Origin of the sequence: Herbaspirillum sp. AP02 (genome assembly GCF_015767275.1) — a bacterium.
GTDB lineage: Bacteria > Pseudomonadota > Gammaproteobacteria > Burkholderiales > Burkholderiaceae_D > Herbaspirillum.
In genome coordinates this window covers 116,149-130,671 of record NZ_JADWMY010000005.1, presented here as the reverse complement: position 1 = coordinate 130,671, position 14,523 = coordinate 116,149, and the positions used below count along the sequence as shown (strand labels likewise).

General features: G+C 61.9%; 15 protein-coding genes. 5 read left to right on the top strand and 10 right to left on the bottom strand.

Annotated elements, in window-relative coordinates:
• The first annotated feature begins 3 nt into the window (after positions 1 to 3).
• The 3 genes from I5R65_RS12475 (at position 4) to I5R65_RS12465 (ending at position 3,228) form a co-directional block, all read left to right on the top strand.
• On the top strand, positions 4 to 1,179 hold the full coding sequence (locus tag I5R65_RS12475; protein ID WP_180667923.1) for a ribonucleotide-diphosphate reductase subunit beta: 1,176 nt from the start codon (positions 4 to 6) through the stop codon (positions 1,177 to 1,179).
• A 503-nt stretch (positions 1,180 to 1,682) separates the two neighbouring features.
• Positions 1,683 to 2,453: a histone H1-like DNA-binding protein gene (locus I5R65_RS12470; RefSeq protein WP_180667921.1), complete on the top strand. Its 771-nt coding sequence runs from the start codon at positions 1,683 to 1,685 to the stop codon at positions 2,451 to 2,453.
• Between the two features lie 235 nt (positions 2,454 to 2,688).
• Complete coding sequence (locus I5R65_RS12465; RefSeq protein WP_006463601.1) at positions 2,689 to 3,228, top strand: YggT family protein; 540 nt, start codon at positions 2,689 to 2,691, stop codon at positions 3,226 to 3,228.
• Between the two features lie 115 nt (positions 3,229 to 3,343).
• Here I5R65_RS12465 and I5R65_RS12460 read toward each other — a convergent pair whose 3' ends face one another.
• The 10 genes from I5R65_RS12460 to I5R65_RS12415 form a co-directional block, all read right to left on the bottom strand.
• Entirely contained in the window at positions 3,344 to 3,931 is a 588-nt protein-coding gene (locus I5R65_RS12460) for a peroxiredoxin (protein ID WP_180667920.1), read from the bottom strand.
• Positions 3,932 to 3,990: 59 nt separating this feature from the next.
• Complete coding sequence (locus tag I5R65_RS12455; RefSeq protein WP_180667918.1) at positions 3,991 to 4,926, bottom strand: carbohydrate kinase family protein; 936 nt, start codon at positions 4,924 to 4,926, stop codon at positions 3,991 to 3,993.
• Positions 4,927 to 5,027: 101 nt separating this feature from the next.
• Positions 5,028 to 6,257, bottom strand: coding sequence for a DUF3426 domain-containing protein (locus I5R65_RS12450; protein WP_180667916.1), 1,230 nt, complete (start codon positions 6,255 to 6,257; stop codon positions 5,028 to 5,030).
• 3 nt (positions 6,258 to 6,260) lie between these two features.
• Positions 6,261 to 7,175, bottom strand: a complete 915-nt coding sequence (gene prmA, locus I5R65_RS12445) for a 50S ribosomal protein L11 methyltransferase (RefSeq protein WP_180667914.1) — start codon at positions 7,173 to 7,175, stop codon at positions 6,261 to 6,263.
• Positions 7,176 to 7,240: 65 nt separating this feature from the next.
• On the bottom strand, positions 7,241 to 8,620 hold the full coding sequence (gene accC / locus I5R65_RS12440; RefSeq protein WP_180667912.1) for an acetyl-CoA carboxylase biotin carboxylase subunit: 1,380 nt from the start codon (positions 8,618 to 8,620) through the stop codon (positions 7,241 to 7,243).
• Positions 8,621 to 8,723: 103 nt separating this feature from the next.
• Complete coding sequence (gene accB, locus I5R65_RS12435) at positions 8,724 to 9,188, bottom strand: acetyl-CoA carboxylase biotin carboxyl carrier protein (protein WP_180667911.1); 465 nt, start codon at positions 9,186 to 9,188, stop codon at positions 8,724 to 8,726.
• 124 nt (positions 9,189 to 9,312) lie between these two features.
• The gene (gene aroQ, locus I5R65_RS12430; protein WP_180667909.1) at positions 9,313 to 9,750 is read right to left on the bottom strand and encodes a type II 3-dehydroquinate dehydratase; all 438 of its coding nucleotides are present in this window, start codon (positions 9,748 to 9,750) and stop codon (positions 9,313 to 9,315) included.
• A 122-nt stretch (positions 9,751 to 9,872) separates the two neighbouring features.
• Positions 9,873 to 10,394 (bottom strand): TlpA disulfide reductase family protein, encoded by a 522-nt coding sequence (locus tag I5R65_RS12425; RefSeq protein WP_180668138.1) that lies wholly within the window; start codon positions 10,392 to 10,394, stop codon positions 9,873 to 9,875.
• Positions 10,394 to 11,032, bottom strand: a complete 639-nt coding sequence (locus I5R65_RS12420; RefSeq protein ID WP_180667907.1) for a hypothetical protein — start codon at positions 11,030 to 11,032, stop codon at positions 10,394 to 10,396. The genes I5R65_RS12425 and I5R65_RS12420 overlap by 1 nt, the downstream gene beginning before the upstream one ends.
• A 57-nt stretch (positions 11,033 to 11,089) precedes the next feature.
• A complete protein-coding gene (locus I5R65_RS12415; RefSeq protein ID WP_180667906.1) occupies positions 11,090 to 12,121 on the bottom strand; it encodes an AraC family transcriptional regulator in 1,032 nt (343 codons plus the stop codon).
• Positions 12,122 to 12,396: 275 nt separating this feature from the next.
• Between I5R65_RS12415 and I5R65_RS12410 the strand changes: the two genes are divergently transcribed.
• Positions 12,397 to 14,130 carry a methyl-accepting chemotaxis protein gene (locus tag I5R65_RS12410; protein ID WP_231395165.1) on the top strand — a complete coding sequence of 578 codons (1,734 nt, stop codon included), beginning with the start codon at positions 12,397 to 12,399 and terminating at the stop codon, positions 14,128 to 14,130.
• Positions 14,131 to 14,138: 8 nt separating this feature from the next.
• Positions 14,139 to 14,465 carry a hypothetical protein gene (locus I5R65_RS12405; protein ID WP_180667904.1) on the top strand — a complete coding sequence of 109 codons (327 nt, stop codon included), beginning with the start codon at positions 14,139 to 14,141 and terminating at the stop codon, positions 14,463 to 14,465.
• The last annotated feature ends 58 nt before the right edge of the window (positions 14,466 to 14,523 follow it).

The following is a 14,523-nucleotide window of genomic DNA, read 5'->3' as shown; positions in this document are numbered from 1 at the left end:
CCGATGCTTTCTTGGGATGAAGAAGCCAAGCCGACACAGGCACCGCGCACTCCGAACATGGCGCAGCCGCAGTTGCAACCTGCCTTCGGCAATGTGCAGCAGTCCAACGCCGCGCTGAACCCGGCGCTGGTGGCTGGCAGTGGCGATGCGGTCGATACCACCCGCCGCGTCAACGCCGCCGACAAGCGCATCATCAACGGTCACACCGACGTCAACCAGCTGGTGCCCTTCAAGTACAAGTGGGCCTGGGACAAGTACCTGGCCGGCTGCGCCAACCACTGGATGCCGCAAGAGATCAACATGCAGCGCGACATCGAGCTGTGGAAGAATCCGAATGGCCTGACCGAGGACGAGCGTCGCCTGGTCAAGCGCAACCTGGGCTTCTTCGTCACCGCCGACTCGCTGGCCGCCAACAACATCGTGCTGGGCACCTATCGCCACATCACCGCCCCCGAATGCCGCCAGTACCTGCTGCGCCAGGCCTTCGAGGAAGCCATCCACACCCACGCCTACCAGTACATCGTGGAGTCGCTGGGCCTGGATGAAGCCGAGATCTTCAACGCCTATCACGAGGTCGCGTCGATCCGTGACAAGGACGAATTCCTGATCCCTTTCATCGATACGCTGACTGATCCCGAGTTCAAGACCGGCACGATGGAGAATGACCAGAAGCTGCTGCGCTCGCTGATCGTCTTCGCCTGCATCATGGAAGGTCTGTTCTTCTACGTCGGCTTCACGCAGATCCTGGCGCTGGGTCGCCAGAACAAGATGATGGGCGCAGCCGAGCAGTACCAGTACATCCTGCGTGATGAATCGATGCACTGCAACTTCGGCATCGATCTGATCAACACCGTGAAGATGGAGAACCCGCACCTGTGGACTCCGGAGTTCCGCGACGAGATCAAATCGTTGTTTTTACGCGCGGTGGAGTTGGAATATCGTTACGCAGAGGATACAATGCCGCGAGGCGTGCTAGGGTTGAACGCGCCGATGTTCAAGGGCTACCTGCGATTCATCGCAAACCGCCGCGCACAGCAAATCGGATTGGACCCGCTGTTCGCACAAGAAGAAAATCCGTTCCCCTGGATGAGCGAGATGATCGACCTGAAGAAGGAGCGCAACTTCTTCGAGACCCGAGTCATCGAATACCAAACCGGGGGCGCGCTGAGTTGGGAATGACGTGCAGTCTCGAAGTACTCTTCCGCGAGACAGGATGCACAACGGTGATCGGGTAGCTTGCAAGATGCCCGGTCACTGAAACTGAAAGGCATACGCCAAATTAATGAACCGTCAGAGACCGAACCATTCTTCTCTGTTATCGCCGCTTAACCCCATCTTGTCGGGTCAGGCGGCTTTTCCTTTGAAAAACGCCGAAGTTTTTCAGGAACGCGATTCCGACGCTAGCGTTTGAACACGCTGGCGTTTTTTTTGGTGTCGCGCCTGCTCCCGTAGTCGATTTCATCCTGCGCCATTGCGCGGGCACTACCGGAGGGGCGTCGCCAAGATAGCTGAAGCGCTGCATAGGTGAGGGGATGCAGCAGTTCAGCTGGTGCCGAATTCATTAGCGCAAGCGACAGGCTGCTTGTGCCGATGAATAGCCCGCCCGCGTCATCGCGATGTCGCTTGCGGGTTGCTTATATCAAGCTTGATTTTTTCCATTCACGTGAAGAAGGAGAAACAAAATGGCAACAGCAGCAAAGAAGCCCGCGGCCAAGAAGCCGGCGGCAAAGAAGGCAGCAGCCGCTAAGGAAACCACCAAGAAGGTCGTCGCGGCTACTGCCAAGAAGACCGTAGCGAAGGCCGCCGCCAAGCCGGCAGCAGCCAAGAAGGCAGCCGCTCCGAAGGCAGCCGCCAAGAAGGTTGCAGCTCCGAAGGCAGCCGCCAAGAAGGTTGCAGCTCCGAAGGCAGCGGCCAAGAAGGTTGCAGCTCCGAAGGCAGCCGCCAAGAAGGTCGCAGCTCCGAAGGCAGCCGTCAAGAAGGTCGCCGCTCCGAAGGCAGCCGCCAAGAAGGTTGCAGCTCCGAAGGCAGCCGCCAAGAAGGTTGCAGCTCCGAAGGCAGCCGCCAAGAAGGTCGCAGCTCCGAAGGCAGCCGCCAAGAAGGTCGCAGCTCCGAAGGCAGCCGCCAAGAAGGTTGCAGCTCCGAAGGCAGCCGCCAAGAAGGTCGCAGCTCCGAAGGCAGCCGCCAAGAAGGTTGCAGCTCCGAAGGTAGCCGCCAAGAAGGTTGCCGCTCCGAAGGCAGCAGTCAAGAAGGTCGCCGCTCCGAAGGCAGCTGCCAAGAAGGTTGCAGCTCCGAAGGCAGCAGCACCGAAGGCAGCAGCACCGAAGGCAGCTGCCAAGAAGGCAGCCGCTCCGAAGAAGGCAGCCGCCAAGCCGGCCGCTGCAGCACCGGCCGCCAAGACCGTGCTGAATCCGGCCGCAGCATGGCCGTTCCCGACCGGCGCTGGCCGTCCGTAAGATCGGCGCGCGTCCCGTCTGAGTCCCTCAGACGAAAAGCCGCTGTATGGCACGTCGCCATGCAGCGGTTTTTTTATACCCGCATTGCAGGCCGCAAGGCTCTGGCAATCTCCGGGGATGGCACAATATATGAAGAATCGTGCATGCCTGCCTCTGGCTCGCGCATGGCGTGATGATTGCACCGACGTCCCATGCACTCTAGTATGTGCCCTGCCTCTCACTGATGGAGAACCCTGTGCTGCATAGTATTTTCACGATGATCGTCAATGCCGTCGCCAGCATCCTGGCCGGTGTCATGCTGCTGCGTTTCTGGATGCAGGTGGTGCGCGTGCGTCCGCCGCAATCGGTCGGCCAGTTCGTCTACCAGCTCTCGGACTGGCTGGTGCGTCCCCTGCGCCGGGTGCTGCCAGGCGGTACCTATGACTGGGCGTCGCTGCTGGGTGCCTTCATCATCGTGCTGCTGTCCATCATCGCCATCCTGGGACTGCAGACCAATTTCGATTTCAAGCTCATCCTGCTCATCGCGCTGGAGCGTTTCTTCGAATGGATCTGCTATGGCTTCATGGCCACCCTGATCATCGAAGCCATCTTCAGCTGGGTCAATCCCTATGCGCCACTGGCGCCTTTCGTACGTGCCCTCAATGAGCCGCTGCTGCGTCCGCTGCGCCGTATCATCCCGCCGCTGGGTGGCGTGGACCTGTCGCCGCTGGTGCTGCTGATCCTGCTGCAGATCGCCGTGCGGGTGGTGAGTGGCCTGTTGTTCGGAGCGGTCTGAACCTCCCTCTTTGGTATTGCACCGACGAAAAAAAGAGCCGGACTAGTCCGGCTCTTTTGCGTGGTATCGCTGCACTGAGGTAGCGAAGAGCGGGCAGCTCTCCTCATCGCCCTGTTCAACGTTTCTGTCGGGCCGTCCATTGTTCCAGTGCCTGCATCGTGTTTTCCACATGCTTTTCCGGATTCATGTCGGTGTATTCGTAGAGGATGGCATGGTCGGGCGTGATCACGTAGGAAGTGCGGCTGGCATAACCGGTCACCTTCATGAACTGCGCATCGTAGGCCTTCATGATCTTCTTGTCGACGTCGGCCGCCACGGCAAACTTGCTGCGGCATTCGCTGACGGAGAACTTGTTGAGTGTCTCGATATCGTCACCGGACACGCCGATCACAGTCGCCCCCAGCGCCTTGTAGCGGTCGACCGCTTCAGCGAACAGGTGGGCTTCGATGGTGCAGCCGGAGGTGAAGGCGGCCGGGTAGAAGTACAGCACCACCGGTCCCTTCTTGAGCGCCGCCGACAGCGAGAAGGTCGAGACCTGTCCACCCAGTGAGGCCGGTGCCGAAAATTCGGGCGCCTTGTCGCCGGCTTTGAGTGCCGCCAGCGCCAGTGGGGACGCCAGCGCCGCTCCCAGCAGCACACCGCCGGCGATCAGGCCGCGCAGGGAAAGACCTGCCGGGCGCAGCGTGGATGAATGGTCTGGCATGATCGATCTCCTGGTATGTCTTGCGGATGGCCCGCGCAGAGGGAACACCGGTTCCGGTATCAAGCGAAACGGTAACCGAAAGCCTTGTGGAAGCGCTCTTCGATCTCCGCACGCGACGGCGCGTGGTTCTGCGGACCCTGTGACGCGATCTTGATCGAGCCCATCAGGCTGGCCAGGCGACCGGTGGTCTCCCAGTCGTAGCCTTCGGTCAGGCCATACAGCATGCCAGCGCGGAAGGCGTCACCACAGCCGGTGGGGTCGGCGATGCGGTCGGCCGGTACGCAGGGGATGTCGAACTTCTGGCCGCCCACGAAGATTTCCGCGCCCAGTTCGCCACGGGTGACCACCAGGGCCTTGGTCCGTTCGGCGATCTGCGTCAGCGACAGTCCGGTGCGGGCCGTCAGCAGTTCGGCTTCGTAGTCGTTCACGGCGACATAGGTGGCCAGGTCGATGAAGTTCTTCAGGTCGTTGCCATCGAACATGGGCATGCCCTGGCCCGGATCGAAGATCAGCGGGATGCTGAGTTCTGCCGCCTGTTGTGCATGCTGCAGCATGCCGTCGCGGCCGTCCGGCGCCACGATGGCGAACTTGACCGGGCCGGCATCGGCCACCTTGTTCTCGTGCGACCAGGTCATCGCGCCTGGGTGGAAGGCAGTGATCTGGTTGCTGTCGGCATCGGTGGTGATGAAGCATTGCGCGGTGAAGGAATCATCGATCTGGCGCACGCAGCCGGTGGAGATGTCCAGCGCGGCCAAGCGTTCCATGTAGGGCGCGCTGTCCAGGCCGACGGTGGCCATCACGATCGGCTCACCGCCCAGCAGCTTCAGGTTGTAGGCGATGTTGCCGGCGCAACCGCCGAACTCGCGGCGCATGGTCGGGACCAGAAAGGATACGTTGACCTTGTGCAACTGGTCGGCCAGCAGCGCTTCGGCGAAGCGGCCCTCGTATTGCATGATGTTGTCGTAAGCGAGGGAACCGCAGATCAGTGAGCTCATGGAGATGGCCGCCGGAAAAAGTGAATGATGCCGCATTGTAGAAGAAAAGTGGCACGCAGGCAGCCCTCACGGCGCAAGGGCGCCCTGAAGACGGGAGTGGTTCAGGGATAGAACAGGTAGATGCGATAACCCGAGACCAGCGCGTCCTTGAGCTCGAAGTTGAGCTTGATCTGGCGCTCGGTGTCGGCCGCCAGGCCGTTGTCGATCAGGCTGGCATCGGAGAGATAGTCGCGTGGACGGAAGACCTTCCGCACCACGGCCTTCTCGTCGTCGTTGTTGAGGGTAAGTTCGATATGCGGCCAGGCCTGCGCGCTGGTGCCGCGATTGCGCATCACGACCGTCAGGCCGTAGACGTTCTGGTTGGGCGGCACCACCTGCAGTTCATTGGATTCCAGTGACAGCCGGTCGATCTCGGTCGGCAACCCGACCGTGCAATGGAAGGCAACGCACATGCCATTGAGCATCGGGCGCAGCACCGGTACCGAGGCGGCCAGCGGATTGCGCCAGTAATAAAGCGATTGCAGCAGCAGCACCGGTACCATTACGCCGGCCAGCACCATCATCAGCATCTTCGTCGCATGGCCTACGCGTGCCTTGCGCTCGGCGCGCTTGACGAAACCGGGCTCCTCGGCCGCTTCCTGTTCATCGTGCGAGGGGCGGTCGTCACCCTCCTCGAGGGTCGGCTCAAGCTCGGGTGGGACGTCCGTCGAGCCGGGTGACGCTGCGCTCTCGATCCGGAAGACGGCTGCGACCTCCGGAGGCGCCGCCAGGTCTTCCGGCTCGTCCGACGAACGGCGCAGCAGGGCGCCACTGTCGCGGTCATCATCGTCAACGGTTTCGGTCTGATGCGACTTGTCGTTATCCACAGACTGCGCCGGCTTCAGTGGCGCGCCGAGATCAGGGATATAGCCGGGGCTGGCGGGCGAACGAAATACCTTCGGTTCGGCGATCAGTGGAATGGTCGCTGCAGGCGGGACTGCCGCAGGGGCAGTGTCGGCGGCAATGGCAGGACCCGGTAGGGGCGCTTCTGGGGCAGGTGGAGTTGCGGGTACGGCGATGAGCGGCGAGTGCACATCGGGCAGGGGATCGCGGCGGGCGCCAGCGTTACTGCGCTGTGGCGCGATGGCCATGTCAAGCGTGCCAGCCTGGGCTTTGCTACCCGGCGCCGGCTGGTAATGACCGTCGGCGATACTGGGTTCGACCAGAAACTCATTGCCGTTGAAGACCTCGCGGCAACTGCCACAGCGCACCAGTCCGTTGCGCAGCTTGAGCTGATCGCTGGCGACCCTGAAGATGGTCAGGCAGTGCGGACACTGGGTCGCCAACGCCATGGATTACTCCGGCAGACGGCCTGCCAGCGCCACCCAGCCTTCATGCTCGGCCCACACCGAGAGCGTGATGTAGGGCGCATAGGCAGCGATGACTTCCGTGGCCTGGCGGTCCAGCACACCCGACAGTACCAGGGCACCACCGGCGCGGACGCGGCCGGCCAGCATGGGGGCCATCAGTTGCAGCGGGCCGGCCAGGATATTGGCGACCACGATGTCAAACTTTTCACCTTCCGGGTAGGCCTGGGCGAAGGGTTCTGGCAGATAGTAGGTGGCGCTGCAGCGATTGCGTTCGGTATTGTGGTGGGCTGCTTCCAGCGCCTGCGGGTCGATGTCCACCCCGATCACCTGGGGGACACCGATCTTGGCCGCGACCAGTGCCAAGATGCCCGAGCCGCAACCATAGTCCAGCAGGGTGCGGGCATCGGTAGCATGGCCTTCCAGCCATTCCATGCACAGCCGGGTGGTCGGGTGGCTGCCGGTGCCGAAGGCCAGCCCGGGGTCCAGCTCCAGCACCAGGGCATCGGGATCGGTCGGCGCTTCATGCCAGCTCGGCACCACCCAGATGCGCTGGCCGATGTGGATGGGTTCGAACTGGGATTGCGTCAGGCGCACCCAGTCCTGCTCTTCCACGTTACGCGTAGCAAAGGGCAGGGCATAGTCCAGGCCGATGGCCTTGGCGGCATCGGTCACGATGGCGGCGTGGTCGGCATCCTTGCCGGCCAGTGCCACCACACGGCTGCGGTCCCAGGCGGCTTCCTCCGGCTCCATGCCGGGCTCGCCGAAGAGCGGACGCTCGGCGTCCGTCCCTTCGTCCGCATCTTCCACCGACACCGACAGGGCGCCAGAGTCCATCAGGGCGTCGGACAGTGCCTCCGCCTCTTCCCGCGCCACTTCGATGACGATTTCTACCCAAGCCATGCTTGTCTGCCTTTGCTGTTGCGCTTTATTGCGTGTTATTGCGGATTGCTACGATTGGAAAACGCTTACTTCTTCAGCGACTTGTCCGCTTCCGGCGCCGTCGGACGTTCCGACAACTTATGTTCCAGATAATGGATATTGGTTCCGCCTTCGAAGAAACGGGCATCGACCATCAGCTCGCGGTGCAGCGGGATATTGGTCGAAATGCCTTCCACCACCATTTCCGACAGCGCGATCTGCATGCGGCGGATGGCCTGTTCACGGGTAGCGCCATAGGCGATCACCTTGCCGACCATGGAATCATAGTTGGGCGGCACGAAATAGCCGGAGTAGGCATGCGAATCGACGCGGATGCCAGGACCACCCGGTACGTGCCAGGAAGTGATGCGGCCCGGCGAAGGGATGAACTTGAACGGGTCCTCGGCGTTGATGCGGCACTCGATGGCGTGACCCTTCAACTCGATGTCGCGCTGGCGGTAACGCAGCTTTTCGCCGGCGGCGATGCGGATCTGTTCCTGCACGATGTCCACGCCGGTGATCATCTCGGTGACCGGGTGTTCAACCTGCACGCGGGTGTTCATCTCGATGAAGTAGAACTCTTCGTTTTCGTACAGGAATTCGAAGGTGCCGGCACCACGGTAGTTCATCTTGCGGCAGGCTTCGGCGCAGCGTTCGCCGATCTTCTCGATGATCTTGCGCGAGATGCCCGGTGCCGGCGCTTCCTCGATCACCTTCTGGTGGCGGCGCTGCATGGAGCAGTCGCGCTCGCCCAGCCAGATGGCTTGCTTGTGCTCGTCGGCCAGGATCTGGATTTCCACGTGACGCGGATTTTCCAGATACTTCTCCATATAGACTTCCGGATTGCCGAAGGCGGCACCGGCTTCGGTCTTGGTCATGGTCACGGCATTGATCAGCGCCGCTTCGGTATGCACCACGCGCATGCCGCGACCGCCGCCGCCGCCGGCCGCCTTGATGATGACCGGATAGCCGATCTTGCGGGCGATCTGGACGATTTCCTTGGGGTTGTCCGGCAGCGCGCCTTCCGAACCGGGCACGCAGGGCACGCCGGCGCGGATCATGGCCTGCTTGGCCGAGACCTTGTCACCCATCATGCGGATGTTTTCCGCGCGCGGACCGATGAAGACGAAGCCGGACTGTTCCACCCGCTCGGCGAAATCGGCGTTTTCCGACAGGAAGCCGTAACCCGGGTGGATCGCCTGGGCGTCGGTCACTTCGGCGGCGCTGATGATGGCCGGCATGTTCAGGTAGGACAGCGCGGACGGGGCCGGGCCGATGCAGACCGACTCATCGGCCAGCTTTACGTACTTGGCTTCGCGGTCGGCCTCAGAGTGCACGACCACGGTCTTGATGCCCAATTCGCGGCAGGCGCGCTGGATGCGCAGGGCAATTTCGCCACGGTTGGCGATGAGGATTTTTTCAAACATAACAGGAATGGGACGTCGCCAGTTCAAGCGTTATAGGTTCCGGGGGAGGGTCGTATCCATATGGACCACCGACCCTGCCGACCAGGCCAGGGACTGAATGCGATCAGCCCAGCACGAACAGCGGCTGGCCGAACTCGACCGCCTGGCCGTTTTCCACCAGGATCTGCTTGACCACGCCACCCTTGTCGGCGTCGATCTCGTTGAGCAGCTTCATGGCTTCGATGATGCACAGGGTGTCGCCTTCCTTGACTTCCTTGCCCACTTCCACGAAGGCCGGAGCGCCCGGTGCCGAGGAGCGGTAGAAGGTACCGACCATGGGCGACTTGACGATATGGCCTTCCGGCACGGCGGCAGCAGCCGGTGCGGCGGGAGCCGCGGCCACGGGAGCGGCTGCCATGGGCGCGGCCGGGGCATAGGCCTGCTGCTGCGGCACCATCATCACCTGATTCTGGGCATTCGGGGACGACTTGACGATCCTGACCTTGCTTTCACCTTCGGTGACTTCCAGCTCTTCGATGGCTGATTCAGCAACCAGGTCGATCAGCGTCTTGAGTTTTCGTAAATCCATTTGAATCCCTCGGAATGTAGATAAGTAGTATTAGAGAAGCGCCAGCGCTCTGTCGCGGCCGGCAGGTTCAGTCTGGGTCTTGCAGTACGTAAAACGATCCGTTCGGGACGGGGCATGCCCGCCGTCAGGATTGACGCAGCCAATGGTCGACGGCCATGCGATAGCCGTCGACGCCAAAGCCGCACAGGACTGCCCGGGCAATGCCGGACAGGTAGGAAAAATGCCGGAACTGCTCACGCTGGTGAATATTGGAGATATGCACCTCGATGAAGGGAATCGCCACTCCGGCCAGCGCATCGCGCAGCGCCACGCTGGTATGGGTCAGTCCGCCCGGGTTGATGATGATGCCGTCCACCCCTTCGTGACGGGCCTGATGGATGCGGTCGATCAGCGCACCTTCGTGGTTGCTCTGGAACGCGACCAGGGTGGCGCCAGCGGCCTGAGCCTGGTCTTGCGCGCGCTGTTCGATATCGGCCAGCGTAGTGGACCCATAGACTTCCGGCTCCCGGGTTCCGAGCAGATTCAGGTTCGGGCCATTGAGCAGGAGAAGCTGTTTTGCCATGGAGATTAGGCTCCGTTTGACGACGATGCGCGCATTTTGCCGTCAAATGACATCATTTGGCAAGAAAAACTTTCTTTTCACGGATTTGCAGTTGCGGGGTACGGTCGCGGCAGGGCGCTCAATCAGAGCTTGGACAGATCGGCACGCAATTCATCGAACTTGATGCGACCCAGATAGACCTTCTTGACTTTGCCGTCCTTGCCCACCAGAGCGGTGAACGGGAGACCGCCTGCCTGATTGCCGAATTGCCGCAGCAAATCGGTGGCGCCGGTTCCGGCAACGAAGAGAGGATAGCGGATTTGGTACTTTTGCGCAAACTTGGCGATATTTTCCTGACTATCGACGCCAATTCCCAGAATTTGTACCGGTGCGATTTCCTGCTGCAAGGCCGTCAGCTCCGGCATTTCCTCCACGCAAGGGCCGCACCAGGTCGCCCAGAAGTTGACTACCAGCGGCCGGCCCTTGTACTGCGCCAGCGACTGGACCTGGCCGGCCGCATCCGGCATCGATTGCGACAGCAGCTGGTTCAGCGCCAGGGTCTCGGGTGAGTCGGCAGGGTGGGCACGATGGCTGGCGTAGACGCCGACACCCACGCAAATCACGGCAACGAGCGCCAACAGGATCACATTTTTCAGTTTCTTCATCACGCGTCTTCTTTGGAAGTGGTCTCGATCAGTTGTGCCAGGGCGGCGGCGTCGCCCCGTTCGGCGCGTTTTCCGGGGGCGGTGCGCAGGCTGCCGCGCAGATCGTCTTCTTCATAGAGCGCCAGATGCGCCAATTCCGGATCGGCACCGCGCTGGGGGAGCAGGAAACTCAGGGTTTCCACCGTCTGCCCGCTGCGGAAGTGCGTCGTCTCGCCGACCTCGAAGTTCACATTCTTGTTGAGCAGAAAGATTTCCACATCCTTGGCGCTGGGCGAAAACAGCTGCAGATGGATGTCGGAATGTTCCCCTGCCGTGCCATTCCAGACAGCGCCCGTAATATAAGGGTTGAAGTGTTGCAGGTCCTGCATCAACTGCAGTGCCACCCGGCGCAGGTGCAAGAGCCGCGCTGGCTGCGTGTCGGCAAAGAAGAGTTCATTGTAGATGCGCACTTCTTCTTCGATCTGCTGGTTATCGGGCATAATTTCGCCCCTAACTTTCTGGTTGCCCAGGATCTGACGGGCGGCCTTGCGCTTGGCGCTGCCATAGTCGGCGCCATCCTCGGCAATCATGCGGGCAGCGGCAGCGGCAATCTCGGCGCGCAGTTGCTCGGTGGGGGAGGTGAATTCGAATTCAGACATGGCCACATGATACCCGCAGCCGGGCGAGGCCGTGCCCGCCTGCCATCATGCATCCCGTCATTTCACCTTGCGCCTGCCCAGCGTCGCCTGCGGACTTTCGCCGAACTGTTTCTTGTAATAGCGCATGAACAGATAGAGATGGGTAAAGCCCCAGCTCAGCGCGATGTGCGGGATTTCAGGCGGAATGGCCGGATCCAGCAGGTCTTCCCGCACCCGTGCCAGGCGTTGGGTCCGCAGGTATTCCATCGGAGTCATTTGCCGGTATTTGCGAAAGCCCGACTGCAGTGAGCGCACGCTGATGGCGGCATGCTGGGCAATGTCAACGAGCGTGATGGGCGCCGACAGCCTGGCCATGATGAACTCAACCGCCCGCTTGATCTGGCGCGGCGCGGGTGCGGCAGGGTGGCGTGCCAGGGCGTCCGAGTGATTGTGCGGCAGGTTGTGCAGGATCAGGTAGCTTGCCGCCTGCAGCAGGTTGGCCATGGCCAGCGGCGCATGCTTGAGCGGCGCCGCTCCCACCAGCCCCTGGGCGACGATGTCGATGAGCGATGTCAGTGGCGCCAGCAGGTGCGGCGCCTGCACCAGCGGGGAGTGGAAGTGCAGTTGCCGGTGTACCGGGGCATCGAGCAGCATGGACAGTTTCAGCGTCAGACCATGCCGCGAAAAGAAGAAGCCCTGCCCCGACGACTGGCTGGAACAGGCGATCTGCTGCATCTGGGCCTGCGCCAGGTCGAGGAGGATGCCACTGCCACCGTGACAGTCGATGACGTCGGCGCCGTTTTGCCAGGACAGTGTGCCGCTGCGCGGGATGTACAGGCTGTAACCGTCAACTTCGGGCGGGTTGTGCAGGACCCATCCGGAAGGACTTGAGGAGCGATATGCCCCTCCCTTGGGTAGCAGGAAATATTCACTTTCATAGTGCAGGGGGCCGTGATGCCCCTCCGGCAGCTCCACCTTCGCGCTTGTCTCCTGCAGCCATGCTTCGTTGGTTTCCGGGCTGGAGAGTGTGACCTCGGTTCTTGAACCCGGGAGGGGAATGGGGGCTTGCTTTTTGATACGGCTTTCGATCAGAAAAGCGCTCAGTGGCATTTTCTGTTGCTTCCATGGCGTTTCCAAGGGGGCAGCATGTCGATTCGGGTCAGAAAATGTTTAACGAAACTTCAAGTCTTTCTTGTAATTTTCCCTCAAGGTCCGGGCGTCCTCTCCACGGAAACGAAGCGCTCCGAAAAAATGCGCAGGAATTTTTTCGGGAATGGGAACCGCCGCGAGGATGCGGTTAAGTTCGGGGTGCAGCATGCGTGCCGGTCCGGCTGCGGTAGCCGGACCGGCGCCATTTTTTGCATATCCGACGACAAGGGAAAGTCATGAATTGGTTCTACAACCGGAGAATTGCCACCAAACTATTGCTGGCATTCGCCTGCCTGCTAGTGTTGACGGGCGCGCTAGGGGGCTTTGCCGTGCTCCAGATCAACCAGGTCAATCAGGCAACGGGCGAGCTGGCCAGCAACTGGTTGCCCAGTATTCGCTCGCTCAATGACCTGAAGGTGGCACTTTCCCGGCTACGCGCCAACGAGGCCCAGATGGCGCTCTACGACGACGATGCGGCGCAACGCAAAGCCATCGTCTCCATCATGAACAAGAATCTGGAAACGCTGGCTCTTGCGCGCAAGACCTACGCCGCCCAGATCTCCGAGCCGGGGGAAAAGGCGCTTTTCCCCAGCGTCAATGAGCGCATCGAGAAATTCATCGCCTTGCACGGCCAGACCGTCGCCGACATCGAGGCGGGCAGGGCAGATCAGGCCAAGCGCGTGCTGCTGGGCGAGGCATTCCAGAACTATCTGAGCCTGCTCGATGAAATCGACAAGCTGGCCCAGGTCAACCTCGACGGCAGTGTGCAGTCCACCCGGATCGCGGAGGCCACCTACCAGCAGGCGCGGGTATGGGTGGTGGCCATCCTGGCCGGCGCCTTGCTTGCAGGCTTGGCGCTGGCCTTGTTCATCGCCCGGGTGATCTCCACGCCATTGCGTACGGCGGGCGAGTTCGCCCACCGTATCGCCGCCGGTGACCTGACGGCCGAGATAGCAGCGCAATCCCGGGACGAGACCGGACAACTGACCGAGGCGCTGGTGTCCATGAATACCAGCCTGCGACGCATCGTCAGCCAGGTCAGGAGCGGCACCGACACCATTGCCACGGCCTCCAGCCAGATTTCCAGCGGTAACCTGGACCTGTCGAGTCGTACCGAAGAGCAGGCCAGTTCCCTGGAGGAGACGGCCTCGGCCATGGAAGAGCTGACCTCGACCGTACGACAGAATGCCGAGAATGCTCGGCAGGCCAACCAGCTTGCCCTGAGCGCTTCTACCATTGCCGAAGAGGGTGGTAACGTGGTGCGCCAAGTGATCCAGACCATGGGACGCATCGATACTTCGTCCAAGAAGATCGTGGACATCATCAGCGTCATCGACGGTATCGCCTTCCAGACCAACATCCTGGCGCTCAACGCGGCCGTGGAGGCCGCGCGCGCCGGGGAACAGGGGCGCGGTTTCGCAGTAGTCGCCACCGAGGTGCGTTCGCTGGCGCAGCGTTCGGCCACCGCAGCCAAGGAGATCAAGAGTCTCATCGACAATTCGGTGGAGCAGGTCGGCCTGGGCAGCGGACTGGTCCAGCAGGCCGGGGTGACGATTTCCGAGGTGGTATCCAGCGTGCAGCGCGTTACCGACGTGATGGCCGAAATTTCCGCCGCCAGCAATGAACAGACCCAGGGCATCGAGCAGGTCAACCAGGCGATCACCCAGATGGACGAGGTCACCCAGCAGAATGCCGCACTGGTGGAAGAGGCCGCCTCGGCCTCGCAGTCGCTGTCCCATCAGACCAGACAGCTGTCCGAACTGGTCGGCGTGTTCCGTCTGCCGGCTGGCCCTCGCTCACAGGCGGCAAGCCCCGAAGTCATCGATGAGTCCGCGCCATTACTGCCACGTGCCGTTCGTCTTGGGCGACCCCGGCCTGGCCCCGCCCGCGCAGGCAGTGCGGTGGGGGCGGGCAGTGCCGGTGCGGCAGCCGGCCATGGCGCAGCCGATGACGTGTGGGAAACGTTCTGAGGTGCGGCATGGCTAAGCCCGGCAAGGCCGAACTGGACCAGATCCGTCACGAGCTGGCCACCGTCTACCACGATGCTGCCTGGAAGGTCGCCGCCCTCGTCGTGCGGGTCAGCACGGTCAGGAATGGTCTGGACCAACCCCTCCAGCCCGAGGAATGGCAACATCTCAAGTTGCTCATCAACAGGCTCGACAGCACGGCCCGGCATGCCGAGCAGGTGCTCAGGCGCCTGGTCATCCTTCGCGGGCCGGACAACTGTTCCACGGACCGCGGCAACCGGTCCTCCTCCGGCTTGCCGACGTCGCCACCCGGCACCGGTAATGGGGGCAGCCCATGAGCACGGCAGCGCTGGCTGGCCTGCGGGGATAGGGAGGATGGGCCGGCTCAGGTAAAAT